This window comes from Kitasatospora herbaricolor, from assembly GCF_030813695.1.
Taxonomy (GTDB): Bacteria; Actinomycetota; Actinomycetes; order Streptomycetales; family Streptomycetaceae; genus Kitasatospora; species Kitasatospora herbaricolor.
The window spans coordinates 4,972,457-4,990,301 of record NZ_JAUSVA010000002.1 but is presented as its reverse complement, the minus strand read 5'-3'; the positions used below and the strand labels follow the sequence as shown (position 1 = coordinate 4,990,301).

The window sequence follows — 17,845 nt, the reverse complement described above, 5'->3', positions numbered from 1 at the left end:
CGCGACCGCGCCGGCGGCCCCGCACGCGCGGACGAACCACAGCGACAGGAAGCAACCACAGCACAGGGGCCCCGGCCCCGGGTTAAAGGGGGAGCACCAATGACGCGCTATCTGTCGGACCGGCACATCGACCTGCCCACGGGCGCCCTGCGGATGTTCTGCTTCCCCTTCGCGGGCGGCGGCGCATCCTCCTACGTCGGCTGGCAGCGCAGGCTCGGGCCGCAGGTGCAGGTCGTCCCGGTGCGGCTGCCCGGCCGGGAGGACCGGCTCGCGGAGCCGCGGTTCACCGACCTGGACGCCCTCGTGACGGAGCTGGACGAGCAGCTCGGCCCCGAACTGGACCACCCGCACGTCTTCTTCGGCCACAGCATGGGCGCGCTGATCGCCTTCTCGCTCGCCGAGCGCCGGCACGCCCGGGGCCGGCGGCTGCCCGAGGCGCTGCTGCTCAGCGGCTACCGGGCCCGGCACCTGCCGGCCCCGCGGATCGCCGACCGCAACGCCTCCGACGAGGAGCTGGCCGCGGTGCTGGCCGCGCTCGGCGGCATCCCGCAGCGACTGCTGGAGCACCCCGAGTGGCTCTCCGCGCTGCTGCCGGTCGCCCGCGACGACCTGCTGCTCTGCGCCGGCCCGTTGAGCCGGGCGATCGCCCCGCTGCCGGTGCCGCTGTACGTCTTCGCGGGCTCCGAGGACCGGCTGGTGGCGCCGGAGGCGATCCGGCTCTGGGAGCAGCACACCACCGGCCCGTTCGAGATGGACACCTTCGCCGGTGGCCACTTCTTCATCCGGGACTGCGACACCGAGTTCCTCGCCCGGGTGGCGCAGCTGCTGCACCGCCACGGGACGACGGGGGCGGCGTCCGAATCCCGGCCGCCGCGACTGCTGGAAGGCGTCTCCTCGTGACCGACATGCTGCCCGTGGACACCGTCACCGCGCCCGGACCGGAGCCCGAGGAGCCGCCCGCGCTGCCCTTCCACCGCCCCGGGCCGCTGGATCCGGCCCCCGAGTACGCCCGGATGCGCGCCGGGTGCCCGGTCGCGCCGGTCCGGCTGCCGAGCGGCGACCGGGCCTACCTGGCCGCCTCCTACGAGGCCGCCAGGACGGTGCTCTCGGACCCGCGGTTCAGCCGGGCCGCGACCACCAGGCCGGGCGCGCCCCGGGTGGGGCCGGCGCCGCAGACCTTCCCCAGCCTGCTCAACATGGACCCGCCGGAGCACACCAGGGTCCGCCGGATCGTCTCCCGGGAGTTCACAGCCCGCCGGGTGGAGGCGCTGCGCCCGCTGATCCAGCAGCACACCGACGCGCTGCTGGACCGGCTGGACACCCGCAACCCGCCGGTGGACCTGGTGCCGGAGTTCACCCTGCGGCTGCCCGTCCTGGTGATCTGCGACCTGCTCGGCGTGCCCAGCTCCGACCAGGACCGCTTCGCCGCGTTCTCCAGCGGCTGGCTGTCCACCGGCGCCGGCTCGGCCGAGGAGATGCTGGCCGCCCAGGCCGGGCTGCGCGGCTACCTGGTGGAGCTGGTGGCGGCCAAGCGGGAGCGGCCGGGCGACGACCTGCTGTCGGCCCTGGTCGCCGTCGGCGACGCCGAGGACGGCCGGCTGTCGGAGGAGGAGCTGCTCTTCCTCGGGGTGAGCCTGCTGGTCAACGGCCACGAGACGACCGCCAAGCAGATCGCGAACGGCCTGCTGGCGCTGCTCACCCACCCGCGCGGGAAGGACTGGGCCGCCCAGGGGCCGGAGGTGCTGAACCGGACGGTCGAGGAGCTGCTGCGGCTCTACCCGCCGGGCGACGAGGGCCTGCTCCGGATCGCCCTGGAGGACGTCGAGCTGGACGGCACCCGGATCCCGGCCGGCAGCGCGGTGCTGCCGGGCATCGGGTCGGCCAACCGGGACGGCTGCCCGTTCCCGCGGCCGGAGCAGCTCGACCCGCAGCGCCCGGCCAACCCGCACCTGACCTTCGGGCACGGCGCCCACTACTGCCTGGGCGGCTCGCTGGCCCGGGCCGAGCTCCAGATCGCGCTGGGATCGCTGCTGCGGCGGTTCCCGGGGCTGCGGCTGACCGTGCCGCTCGCCGAGATCCCCCGGGCCGCCGGGCTGCTGGTGCACGGCGTCAGCGCGCTGCCGGTGACCTGGTGATGGCGGCGACGGCGGGCGCGGGCCGGCCGCCCGGTGGCCGTCCCCGGACCGGGACGCGTCCGGCGGCCAGCACAAGAAGGCCTTTAGCGCCGGCTGGAAACCTCGGCAGGGAAGTCAAAAACGTTTCTCATCAGGGGAGTTGAAGATGCGCTGGGACAATCTGTACCTGGCGGGCCTTGGTGCCTACCTGCCCGAGGCCGTCGAGACCGCCGAGCAGGCGATCGAGGCCGGCCGCTACACCCTGGACGAGCACCTCGCCAACGGCATCCGCGGCGTGCACGTCGCCCGCCTGGAGGACGAGAGCCCGGTGGAGATGGCCTCGGCCGCCGCCCGGCAGGCCTTCGAGCGCTCGGGCCACACCACCGAGGAGATCGGCCTGGTCGTCCACGGCCACAACAGCCACCAGGGGCAGGAGTTCTGGACCCCGGCGTCCTACGTCCAGAACAACTCGGTCGGCGGCAACGGCGCCACCGCCGAGATCCGCCAGGGCTCCAACAGCGGCCTGGCCGCCTTCGAGCTCGCGGCCTCCTGGGTGGCGGCCCGTACCGACACCGCCGCGCTGGTCAGCGCCGGTGACTCCTTCCACCTGCCGTACTTCGACCGCTGGAACACCGACGACCAGCAGGTCTTCGGTGACGGCGCCGGCGCGCTGATCCTCTCCAGCCGGACCGGCTTCGCCAAGGTGGTGGCCAGCGCCTCCTTCTCGGACTCCACCCTGGAGCCGATCTACCGCGGCGGCGCCTGGACCACCGGCCCGTTCGCCGAGGGCAAGACCGTCTCCCTGCGCGCCCGCAAGCGCGCCTACCTGCAGACCGGCGAGAACCTCTACGAGGAGACCGTCGAGCGGATGACCAAGAGCCTGTTCGCGGTGGTCGGCCAGGTCTTCGAGGACGCCGGCACGGACATCAGCCAGATCAAGTACCTGATCCACGCCAACACCGGCCAGACCATCGTCGACTGGGGCTTCTACCACCCGCTGGGCGTCGACGTCTCGCAGACCGTCTACGACTGGGGCCGCGACTACGGCCACATGGGCGCCGCCGACCACCTGGTCAACCTGAACCACCTGGTGGAGACCCGGCCGCTGAGCCCCGGCGACAAGGTCCTGACCATCGGCGTCGGCACCGGCTTCATGTGGACGGCCTTCATCATCGAGATCCTCGAAACCCCCTCCTGGAACACCGCCTCCTGACCCACCGCGCCCTCGCGCACCGCGCAGCACCCCACCCGCGCCCGCCCGGCCGGACCGGTGAACGGACCCCCGAGGAGAGAAGAAGCATGTCCACGGTCGTGAACACCCCGCGCCCCACGAGCGCGGCAGACCCGTCGGGGCCGGCCGCCCCGCTGGACCGGCTGCGCGCCCTGCAGTCCGAGGGCCGGCTCGTCACCGAGTACCCGTCCGTCGCGCCGCTGCTCGCGGAGCTCGCGCACGGCGACAAGGGCGCCGCCGACCTCGTCCGGGCCGGGCAGCTGCTCTCCCGGCTCGACCCCGAGGAGGTCGCCGCCGCCAACCCCGGGACGCTCACCGTGTCGGTGGCGGTGGCCGGCCACTCCACCGTCGGCGCGCTCGCCGCGCCGCTGACCGCCGAACTGGCCCGGCACGGCATCCTGCTCCGGCTCGCCCTCGGCGACTTCGACGGCTACCTGCGCGAGCTGCAGGACACCGGCAGCCAGCTCTACGCCCCCGGGCTGGACCTGGCGCTGGTCGTCCTGGACGCGCAGGCGGTCTTCGACGAACTGCCCGTCGTCTGGCGGGTGGAGGACCTGGAGAAGGCGGCCGGCACCAAGCTCGCCCAGCTCGCCAAGCTGGTCGAGCGGTACGTCGAGCACGGCACCGGCACCCTGGTGCTGAACACCCTGCCGCTGCACCGGCTGCACACCCACCAGCTGGTGGACCTCCGCTCGCGGGCCGCGCTCGGCGTCGCCTGGCGCGAGTTCAACGCCGGCCTGCTCCGGCTGGCCGCCGTCCACGAGCGGGTCGTGGTGATCGACCTGGACCCGCTGGTGGCCCTCGGCGGGGCGCTCAACGAGCCCCGGATGGCGTCCTACGCCAAGGCCAACCTGGGGGACGAGCTGCTGGGCCGGTACGCCCGGGAGATCGGCCACCTGGCCCGCACCCTGCGTGGGCGGGCCAAGAAGGTCCTGGTGCTGGACCTGGACAACACCCTCTGGGACGGGGTCCTCGGCGACGACGGCGCGGACGGCATCGCCGCCGCGACCACCTTCCGCGGCGAGGCCTTCGGGAACTTCCAGAAGATCGCGAAGCAGATCGGCTCCCAGGGCGTGCTGCTCGCCGTGAGCAGCAAGAACGACCAGGAGCCGGTGCTCGAAGTCCTGCGCACCCACCCGGACATGGTGCTTCGCGACACCGACTTCGTCCGGGTGAACGCCAACTGGAACCCCAAGGACGGCAACCTGCGGGACATCGCGGCGAAGCTCAACCTCGGGGTGGACAGCTTCGTGTTCGCCGACGACTCGCCCTTCGAGACCGGCCTGGTGGCGTCCAGCCTGCCCGAGGTCGCGGTGGTCCGCCTCGACGAGGAGCCGGCCCTGCACGTCGAGCGGCTGCTCGCCGACGGCTGGTTCGACGTCCGCGAGCTGACCGCGGAGGACCGCGCCCGGGCCGCGCTGTACCGGGTCGAGTCCGACCGGCAGGACCTGCTGGACAGCAGCGGGTCGCTGGAGGAGTACCTGGAGCAGCTGGGCGTCCAGGTGAAGGTGGCCGCCGTGGGCGAGGCCGATCTCGCCCGGGTCGCCCAACTGACCCTGCGGACGAACCAGTTCAACCTGACCACGGAGCGGCTGCAGCCGGCCGAGGTCCGGGAGCGGATCGAGGACCCGGACCACCTGGTGCTCTCCGTCCGCTCGGGCGACCGGTTCGGCGACAACGGTGTGGTCGGCGCCCTGTTCGCCCACCGCACCCCGCAGGGCCTGCACATCGACAACCTGCTGCTGAGCTGCCGGGTGTTCTCCCGCGGCATCGAGCAGGCGACGGTGACCTCGGTGCTGGCGTACGCCGTCGCCCAGGGCCTGGGGCCGGTGACGGCCGCGTACCGCCCGACCAAGAAGAACCACCGGGTCCGGGACTTCTGGCCCTCGCTGGGCTTCGAGCCGAACGGCGGCGACGAGGAGGAGCTCTCCTTCTCGCACCCGCTGGCCGAGCTGCCGGCCGTCCCGTCCCACCTCCGGCTCGACACCGACTTCTGAACCGCCCCGCGGGGCCCGGACCTCCCGGGCGGGCCCCGCGGCCGGCGCCCCACCGCGACGCGAAACCCCGACACCCGAAAGAGGCCGTAGGCATGATCACCGAGACCGCCTTCATCCAGATCGTCCGTGACGAGCTCGCCCTCCCGCTGGCCGAGACCGACCTTGAGAACGACTTCGACAAGGTCGTCTCCTGGGACTCCCTGCACCTGCTGCGCCTGATCGCCGCGGTGGAGAAGGAGACCGGGAAGCGGGTGTCGGTCGGCAAGCTGCTCTCCGAGCGCAGCCTGCGCGGCATCTACACGCTGCTGGCCGCCTGAGACCGGCCCGGGTGTGCGGCGCTCCCCCTCGCCGCGCACCCGGGCCCGTACGTCCCCGCCGCGCCGACGCTCCCCGCTCCCCGTTCCCGGGGAGCGGGCCGGGCCCGGCCATCGTCGGCCGGCCCCGCCACCCCGGGCCGGTCGACCGGCTGCCGTTGCGGGCCGAGATTCCCCCCGGATGTCATGTACCGAACATCAACCGCCCACCGGGAAGCCCCACCTTCCCCCGCATCGCAGGACCCGTTCCAACCACCCTCCGCCGGACCGCCACCCCCGCGACCCGGCACCCGGAGCCCGGCCCCTCCCCGGAGCCCAGCAGCCCGCACCGCAGCGTCGCGGCCGGCCTGCCGCACCACCGCCGAACCACCAGACCCACCGACGAAAGCGCTGAGGCCATGTTCAAAGCACTCGCATCCCTCCTCCACCAGAGGCGGCGGCTGGTCCTGCTGGCATCGCTGGTACTGCTGGTCGTCGCGGGAGCCATCGGTTCCTCGCTCCAGCAGCACCTGACCAACGGGGCCTCCGACTACGACGACCCCGGAGGCGGCAACGTCACCGCCCGCAAGGTGATCCAGCAGGCCACCGGGATCGACCCGCAGCAGGGCTACGTCCTGCTGGTCCGCACCGACGTCCCGCTGACCGCCGACTCGCCCGTCCCGCCGGAGGTCGCCGCCGCGGTCGGCCTGCTGAAGGGCCGGCCCGAGGTCAAGCGGGTGCTGGACTACTCCGGCGCCCACCTGCCGGCGCTGATCGCCGAGGACGGCCGCAGCACCGTCGTGCTGGCCGACCTGGGCACCCTCAGCTCGCCCTCCGACGTCGACGCCGTGAAGGCGCTGGAGCACGACGTCGCCGCCGACCCGCTGCTGAAGGACCGCACGCTGCTCGGCGGCGCGACCGTCGGCCACGTCCAGGTCGGCGAGGTGTCCGAGAAGGACCTGGGGATGGCCGAGACGCTCTCGCTGCCGATCCTGCTGGTCCTGCTGGTGATCGTCTTCCGCGGCCTGGTCGCCGGCCTGATCCCGCTGCTCGGCGGGGTCTTCGCGATGATGCTGGCGATGCTCGGCACCCGGGTGCTCACGCTGTTCACCAACGTCTCCACCAGCGCGATGAACCTGATCTTCGCACTCGGGCTCGGGCTCTGCATCGACTTCAGCCTGCTGATGGTCTCCCGCTTCCGCGAGGAGTACGCGGCCGGCGTCGAGGCCGGGGTCGAGGGCACCGCCCGGGCCGTCCGCCGCACGGTGCTGACCGCCGGGCGGACCGTCGCGTTCAGCGCCTTCACCGTCGCCGTGGCGCTCTCCGCGCTGCTCATCTTCCCGCTGCCGTACCTGCGTTCGCTCGGCAGCTCGGGCATCCTCACGGTGCTGTCGGCCGCCTTCTTCGCGCTGGTCGTGCTGCCCGCGGTGCTCGCCGTGCTCGGCCCGAAGATCGACGCGCTGTCCTTCCGCCGCGGCCGCGCCGAGGGCGCGGCCCGGGTGGTCCGCCGCTGGGAGCGCCTCGCGCACGGCGTGATGCGCCGCCCGCTGCTGTACGCGGTGACCGGTGTGGTCGTCCTGCTCGGCATCGCGGCCCCGGTGACCGGCATCAAGTTCACCGGCGTCGACCAGTCGGTGCTGCCGCGCTCGGTCTCCGCCGGGCAGGTCGCCGAGGAGCTCGGCACCGAGTACGCCCAGCAGCCCGCCTCGGTGCGGATCGTGCTGGACGCCCCGGCCGACGCGAGCGCCGCGCTCGACGAGTACGGCACCCGGGTCGGCCGGGTGCCGGGCGTGCAGCGCGTCGCCGCCCCCGTCCAGCTGGACGCCGGCCACTGGCAGATCGACGCCTCGGTGGCGGGCGAGCCGCTGCAGGCCGCGGCCCTGGACACCGTCCAGCAGGTGCAGCGCACCGCGGCGCCGTTCCAGGCCCGGTTCACCGGCGCCAGCGCCGACTTCCTGGCCCAGCGCGCCAGCATCGGCGACCACCTGCTGCCCGCCGGCCTGGTGCTGGCCGGGCTGACCGTCCTGCTGCTCTTCCTGTTCACCGGCTCGGTCTGGCTGGCCTTCCAGGGCCTGCTGATGAACGCGCTGTCGGTCGCCGCCGCGTTCGGCATGCTGGTCTGGGTCTTCCAGCAGGGCCACCTGTCCGGCCTGCTGGACTTCACCGCCACCGGCGCGCTGGAGGAGACCTCGCCGGTGGTGCTGTTCGCGCTCGCCTTCGGGCTCTCCACCGACTACAACGTCTTCCTGCTGGGCCGGATCAAGGAGGCCCGCGGCACCGGCCTGGACGAGCGCTCGGCCGTCGCGGTCGGCATCTCCCGCACCGGCGGCATCGTCACCTCGGCCGCCCTGCTGTTCTTCGTCGCGATCGGCGCGCTCGGCCTGTCCCGGCTGGCCTTCATCAAGGAGCTCGGCCTGGGCGCCGCCTTCGCGGTGCTGATCGACGCGGCCGTGGTGCGCACCCTGCTCGTCCCGGCCGTGATGGCCATGCTCGGCAAGGCCGCCTGGTGGGCCCCGGGCCCGCTGAAGCGGCTGCACGAGCGGTTCGGCGTGGACGAGGGCGGCGCCGGCGACGAGGAGGAGCCGGCCCCGGCCGGTGCCCGGACGGCGGCACCGAAGCTGGTCACCACCGCCTGACCCGAGGCAGGGCACCGCCGGGCCCGGTCGGCGACGACCGGGGCCGGACAACCGAGCAGTACGCGGACCGGGGCTCCCCGGGGCGGCGTCCCGCCGGGCCACCACGGCCCGGCGGGACGCCCTGCCTCGTTCCCCGGCCCCGTTCCCCCGGCCGGGCGCTCATGGAACGGCGTCCGGACGCCGACAGCCAGGACGGGCGGACGGACCGGCCGGAGGTCCGGGGCCGTACCACCCGAGAAAGCTCCCGGCAGCACCCGGCAGCGCCCGGCAGGGGCCAGCAGCACCAGGGCAGCACCCGGCGAGCAGTGCCCGGCGCAACGCACGTACGGAACACCCATGGATCAAGCGGGAGGACGAGATGGCCGATCGGCTGTGGTGGCGGGTACCCAGATTCCTCCACCTGATGATGCATCAGATCTGGGCTGGCCTGGTGGCGACGGGGAGCATGGCCGGGCTGGTGCCGCCGGCCCGTGCGCTGGAGCTCATCATCGAGGGCGAGCGGCCGCCGGAGCTGCCCACCGGGCACCCCGAGCGGCTCGTCCCCGACCTGCCGCCGACCGCCCAGGAGGCGGAACTGTGGCGGCAGTTGGAGTTCCTGGACCGCCTGGTCTGACGCCGTCCGGCCTGGCCCGGCCTCGCCCCGTCGTACCCGGACCGTCCCGTGCGGCCCCGCCCGGGGGCGCACCGGCGGCGCGCAAGAGCCGCTAAAGCGCCCCCGGTCACGATGGCCTCATCCCATCGACCGGCCCCTCGGGTCCAGGTCCACGATCGAGGCGAGGGAAAGACGTTGACGAGGTTCGAGACCTTCACGGAACTGGTTCTCGCGCGCACCGGCGCCCTGGGGGCCAAGGACGCGTTCATCTTCCTGCGGGACGGCGCGACCGGCTCCGAGGCCGACCACCTGACCTACGCCGACCTCGACACCGAGGCCAAGCGGGTGGCGTCCTGGCTGCAGAGCAAGGGCACCTTCGGCAAGCAGGTGCTGCTGCTGTTCCCGTCCAGCATGGCGTTCGTCAAGGCGTTCGTCGGCTGCCTGTACGCCGGCGCGGTGGCCGTTCCCGCGCCGCTGCCCGGCGACCAGGGCCACCACTTCCAGCGGGTGGCCGGCATCCTGCACGACGCCGAGGTGCGCGCGGTGCTCACCGACGCCGCCAACGAGCCGCAGATCTCGGCCTGGCTGGCCGCCGAGGGGCTCGACCACATCTCCTGCCTCGCCGTCGACGGCGTGGACGAGCACGGCGAGCCGGCCTACGGCGACCCCGAGGCGTGGACCAGGCCGAGCTTCGGCCCCGACCACCTGGCCTTCCTGCAGTACACCTCCGGCTCGACCAGCGCCCCCAAGGGCGTGATGGTCTCGCACCGCAACCTGCTCGCCAACGAGGCCGCCATCCAGCGCTCGGTCGGCTCCGACTCCGAGTCCCGGTTCGGCGGTTGGCTGCCCTTCTACCACGACATGGGCCTGATCGGGCACATCCTGCAGCCGCTCTGGCTGGGCGGCTCGGCGGTGCTGATGTCCCCGGTGTCCTTCCTGAAGCGGCCGTTCCGCTGGCTGCAGATGATCGACCAGTACAAGGTCACCGTCGGCGGCGGCCCCAACTTCGCCTACGACCTCTGCCTGCGCCGGGTCACCGACGAGCAGCTCGCCACCCTGGACCTCTCCAGCTGGGTGGCCGCCTGCAACGGCGCCGAGCCGATCCGGGCCGAGACCCTGCGCGCCTTCGCCGAGCGCTTCGCGCCGGCCGGGTTCCGCGCCGAGTCCTTCTTCCCCTGCTACGGCATGGCGGAGACCACCCTGCTGGTCTCCGGGACCCCGCTCGGCCAGGCCCCGGTCGAACGGACCGCCGACGCGGTGGCGCTGGAGCGCGGCGAGCTGCTCGCCGCCGCCGAGGGCAGCGCGTCCCGCACCCTGGTCAGCAGCGGCATCGTCGAGGACTTCGACGTCCGGATCGTCGAGCCGCAGTCGCTCACCCAGCAGCCGGACGGCCACGTCGGCGAGATCTGGATCAAGGGCGACAGCGTGGCCCCCGGCTACTGGGCCCGCCCGGAGACCAACAAGGAGATCTTCGACGCCGGCATCGCGGGCACCGAGGGCCCGGACGCCGCCGGCTGGCTGCGCACCGGCGACCTGGGCGTGCTCGACGAGGGCCAGCTCTACGTCACCGGCCGGCTCAAGGAAATGGTCATCATCAACGGCCGCAACCTCTACCCGCACGACGTGGAGCGCGCCGTCCAGGCGATGGACCCGGCGCTCGGCGCCGGCGCCGGCTCGGTCTTCGCGGTGGACACCGACCGCGAGCACCTGGTGGTCGTCCAGGAGGTGCGCGCCACCGCGGCGAGCACCGACCTGCCGACCCTGCTGGCCGGCATCCGGCAGCTGGTCGGCAAGGAGTTCAACGTCCCGGCGGGCAACGTGCTGCTGGTGCGCCCCGGCACCATCCGCAAGACCACCTCCGGCAAGATCCAGCGGACCCTGATGCGCAAGCTGTTCCTGGACGGCGCCATCACGGCGCTGCACTCCTCGCTGGACACCGAGGTCGCCGCGCTGCTCCGGGCCTCCGCCGAGCCCGTGCTGGAACCGGTGGCCTGACATGGACCACGCCCCCTACCGGCTCGCCGAGCGCCTGGAGGCCCACCTCGGCGACCCGGCCGACCCCGCCACCCTGTTCTCCGCGGCCCGCTGCGTGGAACTCGACGAGCGGGAGCAGTTCCCGGCCGAGCTGTGCGAGCAGCTGGAGGCCTGGGGCATCCAGGACTACTACGTCCCCGTCGCGCACGGCGGCCGGCTGGAGAGCTACGAGCAGTTGCTCCAGCTGATCCGCACGGTCGCCCGGCGCGATCTCACGGTGGCGATAGGGCACGGCAAGACGTACCTCGGGGGCGTCTGCGTCTGGACCTCCGGCTCGGCCGGCCAGGCCGCCGCGCTCGCGGCGGACATCGAGGCCTGCGTCCCCGTCTCGCTCGGCCTCACCGAGCGGGCGCACGGCAGCGACCTGCTGGCCGGCGAGCTGGTGGCCGAGCCGGACGGCACCGGCGGCTACCTGGTCTCGGGCGAGAAGTGGCTGATCAACAACGCCACCCGGGGCAGCGTGCTGTCCCTGCTCACCCGGACCGCCGAGGCCGGCGGCCCGCGCGGGTTCAGCGTGCTGCTGGTCGACAAGCGGACCCTCGGCCCGGAGCACTACCGCTGCCTGGACAAGATCCCCACCCACGGGATCCGGGGCGCCGACATCAGCGGCATCGCCTTCGACCGCGCCCCGGTGCCCGCCTCCGCCGTGGTCGGCACCGTCGGCGGCGGCGTGGAGACCGTCCTCAAGGCCCTCCAGCTGACCCGGACGATGTGCGCCGCGCTCTCGCTCGGCGCCGCCGACCACGCGCTCACCCTGGCCCTGGACTTCGCCGAGCAGCGCGAGCTGTACGGCCGCCGGCTGATCGACCTGCCCAAGGCCCGCCGGACCCTGGCGGACGCCGCCGCCGACGTGCTGGTCGGCGAGGCGCTCGCGCTGGTGGCCTCCCGCTCGGTGCACACCCTGACCGGCGAGCTGAGCATCACCGCGGCGGTCACCAAGTACCTGGTGCCGACCGGCACCGAGGGCGTGATCGCCGAGCTGACCAGACTGCTCGGCGCCCGGGCCTTCCTCAAGGACGTGTACGCGGGCGGCATGTTCCAGAAGATCGACCGCGACCACCGGATCGTCGGCCTGTTCGACGGCAACACCCTGGTGAACCTGAACTCGCTGATCAGCCAGTTCCGTTCACTGGTCCGGGCGTACCGCCGCGGGCTGGGTGACCCGGCCGGCGCCGAGGCCGCCTTCCGGCTGGCCGCCCCGCAGTCCGAGCTGGACCCGGCGCGCCTGTCCCTGGTCGCCCGGCACGGCAGCTCGGTGATCGCCTCGCTGCCCGGCACCGTGGCGGCGCTCCGCGCGGCCGCCGCCACCGAGCCCGCGCTGAAGGGCGCGCTGGCCTCGGCCGAGCGGCTGCAGGACCGCACCGCTCAGGTGCACGACGCCATGGAGCGGCACCAGAACGCCGTCGGCGACGTCCCCGTGGAGGCCTTCGAGACGGCCAAGCGGTACGCGCTCTGCTTCGCCGGCGCGGCCTGCCTCGGCCTGTGGGCGCACAACCGCGAGGAGGCCGCCGCCGGCCGCACCGGGCGGCTCTGGCAGGACGGCCGCTGGCTGCGTCCCGCGCTGGACCGGGTGCTGCGCCGGCTCGGCGAGAGCACCCCGGACGATCCCGAGGGCTACGAGGAACTCCTCGGTCTGCTCCGCGGGGCGAGAGCCGGCGGCGAGCTCTTCTCGCTGCTTCCGCTCGCCCTGGCCGGGGCCCGCACCACCGCAGGTACCACCATCGAGGGGGCGTCATGCTGAGCGAGACCGTCGACCCGGCCCGGCCGGCCACGGCGGCCACCGGCCAGGAGCAGGAGGCCCGGGCCCGGGTCGCCGAGCTGGAGGCCCGGTTCGGGGACCCGCACGACCAGGCCAATCCGATGGGCCAGCACCAGCTGCTGGCCGCCGACGAGGCGGGCGAGATCTCCGCGGCCGGCGAGGCCGTGCTGGACGGGCTCAACCTCAACGCGGACTTCGTGCCGCGCGCGCTCGGCGGGCGCCTGGACCGGCTGGACACGCTGGTCCGGGTGATGCGCCAGGTCTTCCGCCGCGACGTCACGCTCGGGCTCGGCTACGGCGCCACCACCTTCATGGCCGCCGTCAACGTCTGGACCACCGGCGACGCCGCGCAGCAGCGCCGGCTCGCCGAGGTCCTGCTCGCCAACCGCAAGGCCGCGGTGGCGTACCACGAGCTGGCGCACGGCAACGACTTCGTCCGCAACGAGTTCGCGGCCACCCCGGACGGCACCGGCGGGTTCCGGCTGAACGGCAGCAAGCAGGTGATCAACAACGCCGGACGGGCGGACGTGCTCACCCTCTTCAGCCGCACCTCCGACGCGCCGGGCAGCCGCAGCCACTCCGTCCTGATGGTCGAACGCGAACTCCTCGACCAGGCCCGGGTGGAGGTGCTGCCCCGCTACAGCAGCGTCGGGGTGCGCGGCTGCCACCTGGCCGGACTCTCCTTCACCGACTGCCCGGTGCCCGGCTCGGCGCTGGTCGGCGAACTCGGCCAGGGCGTCGAACTCGCCCTGCGGTCCTTCCAGATGACCCGCAGCGCCGTCCCCGGGATGGCGATGGGGGCGGCCGACACCGCCCTGCGCACGGTGGTGCGCTTCGCCCTCGGCCGGCAGCTCTACAAGCGCTCGGTGATGGACATCCCGCACGCCCGGGAGACCCTGTCGGCGGCCTTCCTGGACCTGCTGATCTCCGACAGCCTCTCGCTGACCGCGACCCGCGCCGTGCACCTGCTGCCCGAGGAGACCAGCGTCTACGCCTCCGCGGTGAAGTACCTGGTGCCGCGGATGCTCAACGACGCGATGCACGACCTGTCGATCGTGCTGGGCGCCCGGTTCTACGTCCGCGAGGGCGAGTTCGGCGTCTTCCAGAAGCACGTCCGGGACCTCCCGGTGCTGAGCCTGGGCCACGCCGGGTCGGCCGCCTGCCAGGCGACCATCATCCCGCAGCTGCCCCGGCTGGCCCGGCGGGCCTGGTTCAGCGGCGAACCCGCCCCGGACACCCTGTTCCGCCCCGGCGACGACCTGCCCGAGCTGCCCTTCGGCCGGCTCACCCTGGCCAGCGGCCGGGACGGCCTGAGCGCCTCGCTGATCGCCGCCGTGGACCAGCTCCCCAGCGGCAACCCGGTGGAGCTCTCGGTGCACGGCGCCGCCCTGCGCTTCATGGACGAGCTGCGCCAGCTGCAGGAGGACGCCCTGGCGCTCTCCCCGCAGGACCGCACCGCGCTCGCCAGCCCGGCCAGCTTCGCGCTCGCCGACCGCTACGCCGTGCTGCTCGCCGCCGCCTCCGTGATCGGCGTCTGGCGCCAGGCCCGCGGCGGCGAGGACCCCTTCCTGGCGGACCCGTCCTGGGCGGCCGCCGCGCTGCACCGGCTCGGCCGGCGGCTCGGCATGCGCCAGCCGGACCTGCCGGACGGCTGCGAGGAGCGGGTGCGCGAGGAGGTGCTCCGGCGCTTCCACGACCGGCGCAGCTACGACCTGTACGACAGCCCGCTCGCGGGCTGAGGGCCCGCCGAGGCGCCCTCGGCCCCGGAACCGTCCCGACCACTGTTCACGAGGAGTCAGCCATGACCACCGAGATCCACGACCTCCCGGCCGAGTCGGCCGTACACACCTCCGAGAGCCTCACCGTGTGGCTCGTCGACCGGATCGCCGTGTACCTGCGCCGCTCGCCGGGCGAGATCGACCCGACGGTGCCGCTCGCCGAGTACGGCCTGGACTCGGTCGCCGCGCTCAGCCTCTGCGGTGACGTCGAGGAGGACTTCGACCTGGTGCTGGAGCCCACCGTCGCGTGGGACTACCCGACCGTCGAGGCCCTCGCCGCGCACCTGCTGGAGGATCTGGCCGGGGAGGTCGGCCGTCGATGAAGCCGATCGCCATCGTCGGCCTGGACTGCCGGTTCCCCGGCGCGCCCGACCCGGGCGCGTACTGGGACCTGCTCACCAGGTCGGCCGACGGAGTCCGGCAGGTGCCGGAACTGCGCTGGAGAGCCTCCGACTTCTACGACCGGGCGGGCGGTGAGGGGCGCAGCAACACCACCCAGGGCGGCTTCATCGACGACGTGGACGCCTTCGACAACGAGTTCTTCACCGTCTCGCCGCGCGAGGCCGCCGCCCTGGACCCGCAGCAGCGGCTGCTGCTCCAGACCTCCTGGCGGGCCCTGGAGGACGCCGGGATCTCCCCCAAGCAGCTGGCCGGCAGCAACACCGGCGTGTTCGTCGGCATCATGGGCAACGAGTGGGCCCAGGTGCACATGACGGACTACCCGAACGTCACCGCCCAGGTCGGCTCCGGGAACGGCTACTGCATGACCGCCAACCGGGTGTCGTACCACCTCGACCTCAAGGGCCCCAGCCTGGCGGTCGACACCGCCTGCTCGTCCTCGCTGGTCGCCGTCCACCTGGCCTGCAACGCGCTGCTCGCCGAGGAGTGCGACTACGCGCTGGCGGGCGGCGTCAACGTGGCCGTCACCCCCGGGCTGAGCATCTTCTACACCCAGGCCGGGCTCTCCGCGCCGGACGGCCGTTGCAAGCCGTTCAGCGCGGAGGCCGACGGCATCGGCCGGGCCGAGGGCGTCGGCGTGGTGGTGCTGCGCCGCCTGGAGGACGCGATAGCCGACGGCCAGCAGGTGTACGCGGTGATCCGCGGCAGCGCCGTCAACCAGGACGGCCGCAGCAACGGCATCACCGCGCCCAACCGCTGGTCGCAGCAGGAGGTGCTGGCCGCCGCGTACCGCCGGGCCGGCGTGGAGCCGGCCGAGGTCTCCTTCATGGAGGCGCACGGCACCGGCACCGCGCTGGGCGACATGATCGAGGTGAAGGCGCTCGGGCACCTGCACGCCGGCCGGTCCGGGCAGCCGCTGGCGATCGGCTCGGTCAAGGGCAACCTGGGTCACGCCGAAGGCGCGGCGGGCATCGCCGGCCTGATCAAGGTCGCGCTGTCGCTGCACCACCGGGTGGTGCCGGCCAGCCGGTTCGCCGCCAAGGAGAACCCCAAGCTGCAGCTGGCCAGGAACGGCCTGCGGCTGCTCAAGGCCCCGCTGCGGCTGCCCGCCGGGGCCACCGTGGCCGGGCTGAGCAGCTTCGGCATGGGCGGCACCAACGTGCACACCGTGCTGGAGTCCGCCCCGGGCTCGGGCGCCCGGACGGCCGCCGGGCGCGGCCGGGGCGCGGCGCACGGCGGCGGTGTCTTCACGCTGACCGCACCCTCCCCCGAGGCGCTGCGCCGCAACCTGCTCGCGCAGGCCGGCGCGCTGCCGCGCGGGCGCGGCCCGGCGGCGGGCCTGTGCCGGACCAGCAACCAGGTGAAGACCGGCCACCGGTACCGGTTCGCGCTGCCCGCCCGGGACGTGCGGGAGCTGGAGGAGGGCCTGCGCTCGGCGGTGGCCGACGACGAACTGCTCGCCGGACTGGCCGAGGAGCCGGTGGCCCGTCCGCGGATCGCCTTCCTGTTCACCGGCCAGGGTGCCCAGTTCGAGGGCATGACGGCCGGCCTGTACCGCGACTGGCCGCTGTACCGCCGGTTCCTGGACGAGGCGGACGAGGCCCTGGCGCCGCACCTCGGCGAGTCCGTCCGGGACCTGATCCTCGGCGGGGACCCGCGGATCCACCGCACCGCCTTCGCCCAGCCGGCCCTGTTCGCGGTCGGCTACGCGCAGGCCCGCGCCCTGGACGCGCTCGGGGTCCGGCCGGACGTCCTGCTCGGCCACAGCGTCGGGGAGTTCGCGGCGGCCGTGGTGGCGGGCGCGCTCGGCCTGGCCGACGCGGCCCGGCTGATCACCGCCCGCGGCGCGCTGATGCAGGAACTCCCGGCCGGCGGCGGGATGCTGTCGGCCCGGGCCACCCCGCAGGAGCTGGCGGAGCTGCTGGCGGCCGAGCCGCTGGTCGGCGTGGCGGCCCTGAACGGCCCCCGGGCCACCGTGCTCTCGGGTGACCTGGCGGCGCTCGGCCGGATCGCCGACACACTGGCCGGCCGCGGCACGGCGGTGCGCCGGCTGCAGGTCTCGCACGCCTTCCACTCGCCGCTGATGGCGCCGATGCTGGACCGCTTCGCCGAGGTGGCGCGGCAGGCCGCGACGGGCCGGGCCACCGTGCCGGTGCTGTCCACGGTGACCGGCGGCGAGCCGGCCACGCTGGACGCCGACTACTGGGTACGGCACGTGAGCGCCCCGGTACGGTTCGCCGAGGCCGCCGAACGGCTGATCGCGAGCGGCCCGACGCACCTGGTGGAGATCGGCCCGCGTCCGGTGCTGACCTCCCTGGTGCGACGGCTGCGCCCGCCGGCCGGGGTCCGCTCGGTGCACCTGACGCCGACCGAGGAGAGCGGCGGCCCCGAGCTGGACGCGGCCGTCGCCGAGCTGTTCCGCGGCGGCGTCGACCCGGTCTGGGAGGCCCTGTACGAGGGCCGGGAGCCGGCTCCGCAGCGGCTGTCCCCGTACGCCTTCTCCACCGCGCACCGCTACTGGAGCCGCAATCCGGTGACCGCTCCCGGGCAGGCCGGGCCGGCCCGCCCCGCGGTCGCCGCGGTCGCCGCCGTGCCGGCGGCCGACCCGGCGCCGGAGGCCGGCGCCCGGGTGGTCGACATCGACCGCTCGGTCAAGGTGACGGACGCGCTCGCGCACGCGGTGCTGGGCGCGGTCGCCGGGGTGGGCGGGTACCCGCCCGAGGAGATCTCGGTGCGCTCGCGGCTGTACCAGGACCTGGGCTTCGACTCGGTGATGGTGATGGAGCTGAAGAGCCGGATCGAGGCCCAGCTGCCGGCCGTCGGCGAGCTGTCCGTGCAGGAGCTGCTGCCCCGGCTCGCGACCGTCGGCGAGCTGGTCGGCCACCTGCGGGAACTGACCGGCGGGGCGTGCGGCCCGGCCGGCGTGGCCGAGGAGCAGCGGCGGATGACCTCCGCCTGAGCGGGCGGGGCCGGTCCCACCCCGGCCCCGCCCGGCCCGCCCGGCCCGCCCGG

12 protein-coding genes are annotated in these 17,845 nt (G+C 74.2%); all 12 read left to right on the top strand.

The features are described from left to right. Nucleotides 1-99 precede the first annotated feature (99 nt). The gene (locus J2S46_RS22185; RefSeq protein WP_229912175.1) at nucleotides 100-900 is read left to right on the top strand and encodes a thioesterase II family protein; all 801 of its coding nucleotides are present in this window, start codon (nucleotides 100-102) and stop codon (nucleotides 898-900) included. Nucleotides 901-905: 5 nt separating this feature from the next. Further along, complete coding sequence (locus tag J2S46_RS22180) at nucleotides 906-2,135, top strand: cytochrome P450 (protein ID WP_191288674.1); 1,230 nt, start codon at nucleotides 906-908, stop codon at nucleotides 2,133-2,135. Between the two features lie 145 nt (nucleotides 2,136-2,280). Then, the gene (locus tag J2S46_RS22175) at nucleotides 2,281-3,327 is read left to right on the top strand and encodes a ketoacyl-ACP synthase III family protein (RefSeq protein WP_073925006.1); all 1,047 of its coding nucleotides are present in this window, start codon (nucleotides 2,281-2,283) and stop codon (nucleotides 3,325-3,327) included. 86 nt (nucleotides 3,328-3,413) lie between these two features. Continuing rightward, on the top strand, nucleotides 3,414-5,342 hold the full coding sequence (locus J2S46_RS22170) for an HAD-IIIC family phosphatase (protein ID WP_191288340.1): 1,929 nt from the start codon (nucleotides 3,414-3,416) through the stop codon (nucleotides 5,340-5,342). A 92-nt stretch (nucleotides 5,343-5,434) separates the two neighbouring features. Further along, nucleotides 5,435-5,659 (top strand): acyl carrier protein, encoded by a 225-nt coding sequence (locus J2S46_RS22165; protein WP_190209031.1) that lies wholly within the window; start codon nucleotides 5,435-5,437, stop codon nucleotides 5,657-5,659. Nucleotides 5,660-6,054: 395 nt separating this feature from the next. Further along, a complete protein-coding gene (locus J2S46_RS22160) occupies nucleotides 6,055-8,271 on the top strand; it encodes an MMPL family transporter (RefSeq protein ID WP_191288341.1) in 2,217 nt (738 codons plus the stop codon). Between the two features lie 358 nt (nucleotides 8,272-8,629). After that, a complete protein-coding gene (locus tag J2S46_RS22155; RefSeq protein ID WP_073925010.1) occupies nucleotides 8,630-8,884 on the top strand; it encodes a DUF6059 family protein in 255 nt (84 codons plus the stop codon). Nucleotides 8,885-9,058: 174 nt separating this feature from the next. Further along, nucleotides 9,059-10,858 carry a fatty acyl-AMP ligase gene (locus J2S46_RS22150; RefSeq protein WP_191288342.1) on the top strand — a complete coding sequence of 600 codons (1,800 nt, stop codon included), beginning with the start codon at nucleotides 9,059-9,061 and terminating at the stop codon, nucleotides 10,856-10,858. Between the two features lies 1 nt (nucleotide 10,859). Beyond that, the gene (locus tag J2S46_RS22145; protein ID WP_191288343.1) at nucleotides 10,860-12,638 is read left to right on the top strand and encodes an acyl-CoA dehydrogenase family protein; all 1,779 of its coding nucleotides are present in this window, start codon (nucleotides 10,860-10,862) and stop codon (nucleotides 12,636-12,638) included. Continuing rightward, nucleotides 12,632-14,395 carry an acyl-CoA dehydrogenase family protein gene (locus tag J2S46_RS22140; RefSeq protein WP_191288344.1) on the top strand — a complete coding sequence of 588 codons (1,764 nt, stop codon included), beginning with the start codon at nucleotides 12,632-12,634 and terminating at the stop codon, nucleotides 14,393-14,395. The genes J2S46_RS22145 and J2S46_RS22140 overlap by 7 nt, the downstream gene beginning before the upstream one ends. Before the next feature lie 62 nt (nucleotides 14,396-14,457). Further along, the gene (locus J2S46_RS22135) at nucleotides 14,458-14,757 is read left to right on the top strand and encodes an acyl carrier protein (protein WP_073925013.1); all 300 of its coding nucleotides are present in this window, start codon (nucleotides 14,458-14,460) and stop codon (nucleotides 14,755-14,757) included. Beyond that, the gene (locus J2S46_RS22130) at nucleotides 14,754-17,792 is read left to right on the top strand and encodes a type I polyketide synthase (protein ID WP_191288345.1); all 3,039 of its coding nucleotides are present in this window, start codon (nucleotides 14,754-14,756) and stop codon (nucleotides 17,790-17,792) included. The genes J2S46_RS22135 and J2S46_RS22130 overlap by 4 nt, the downstream gene beginning before the upstream one ends. Nucleotides 17,793-17,845 lie beyond the last annotated feature (53 nt).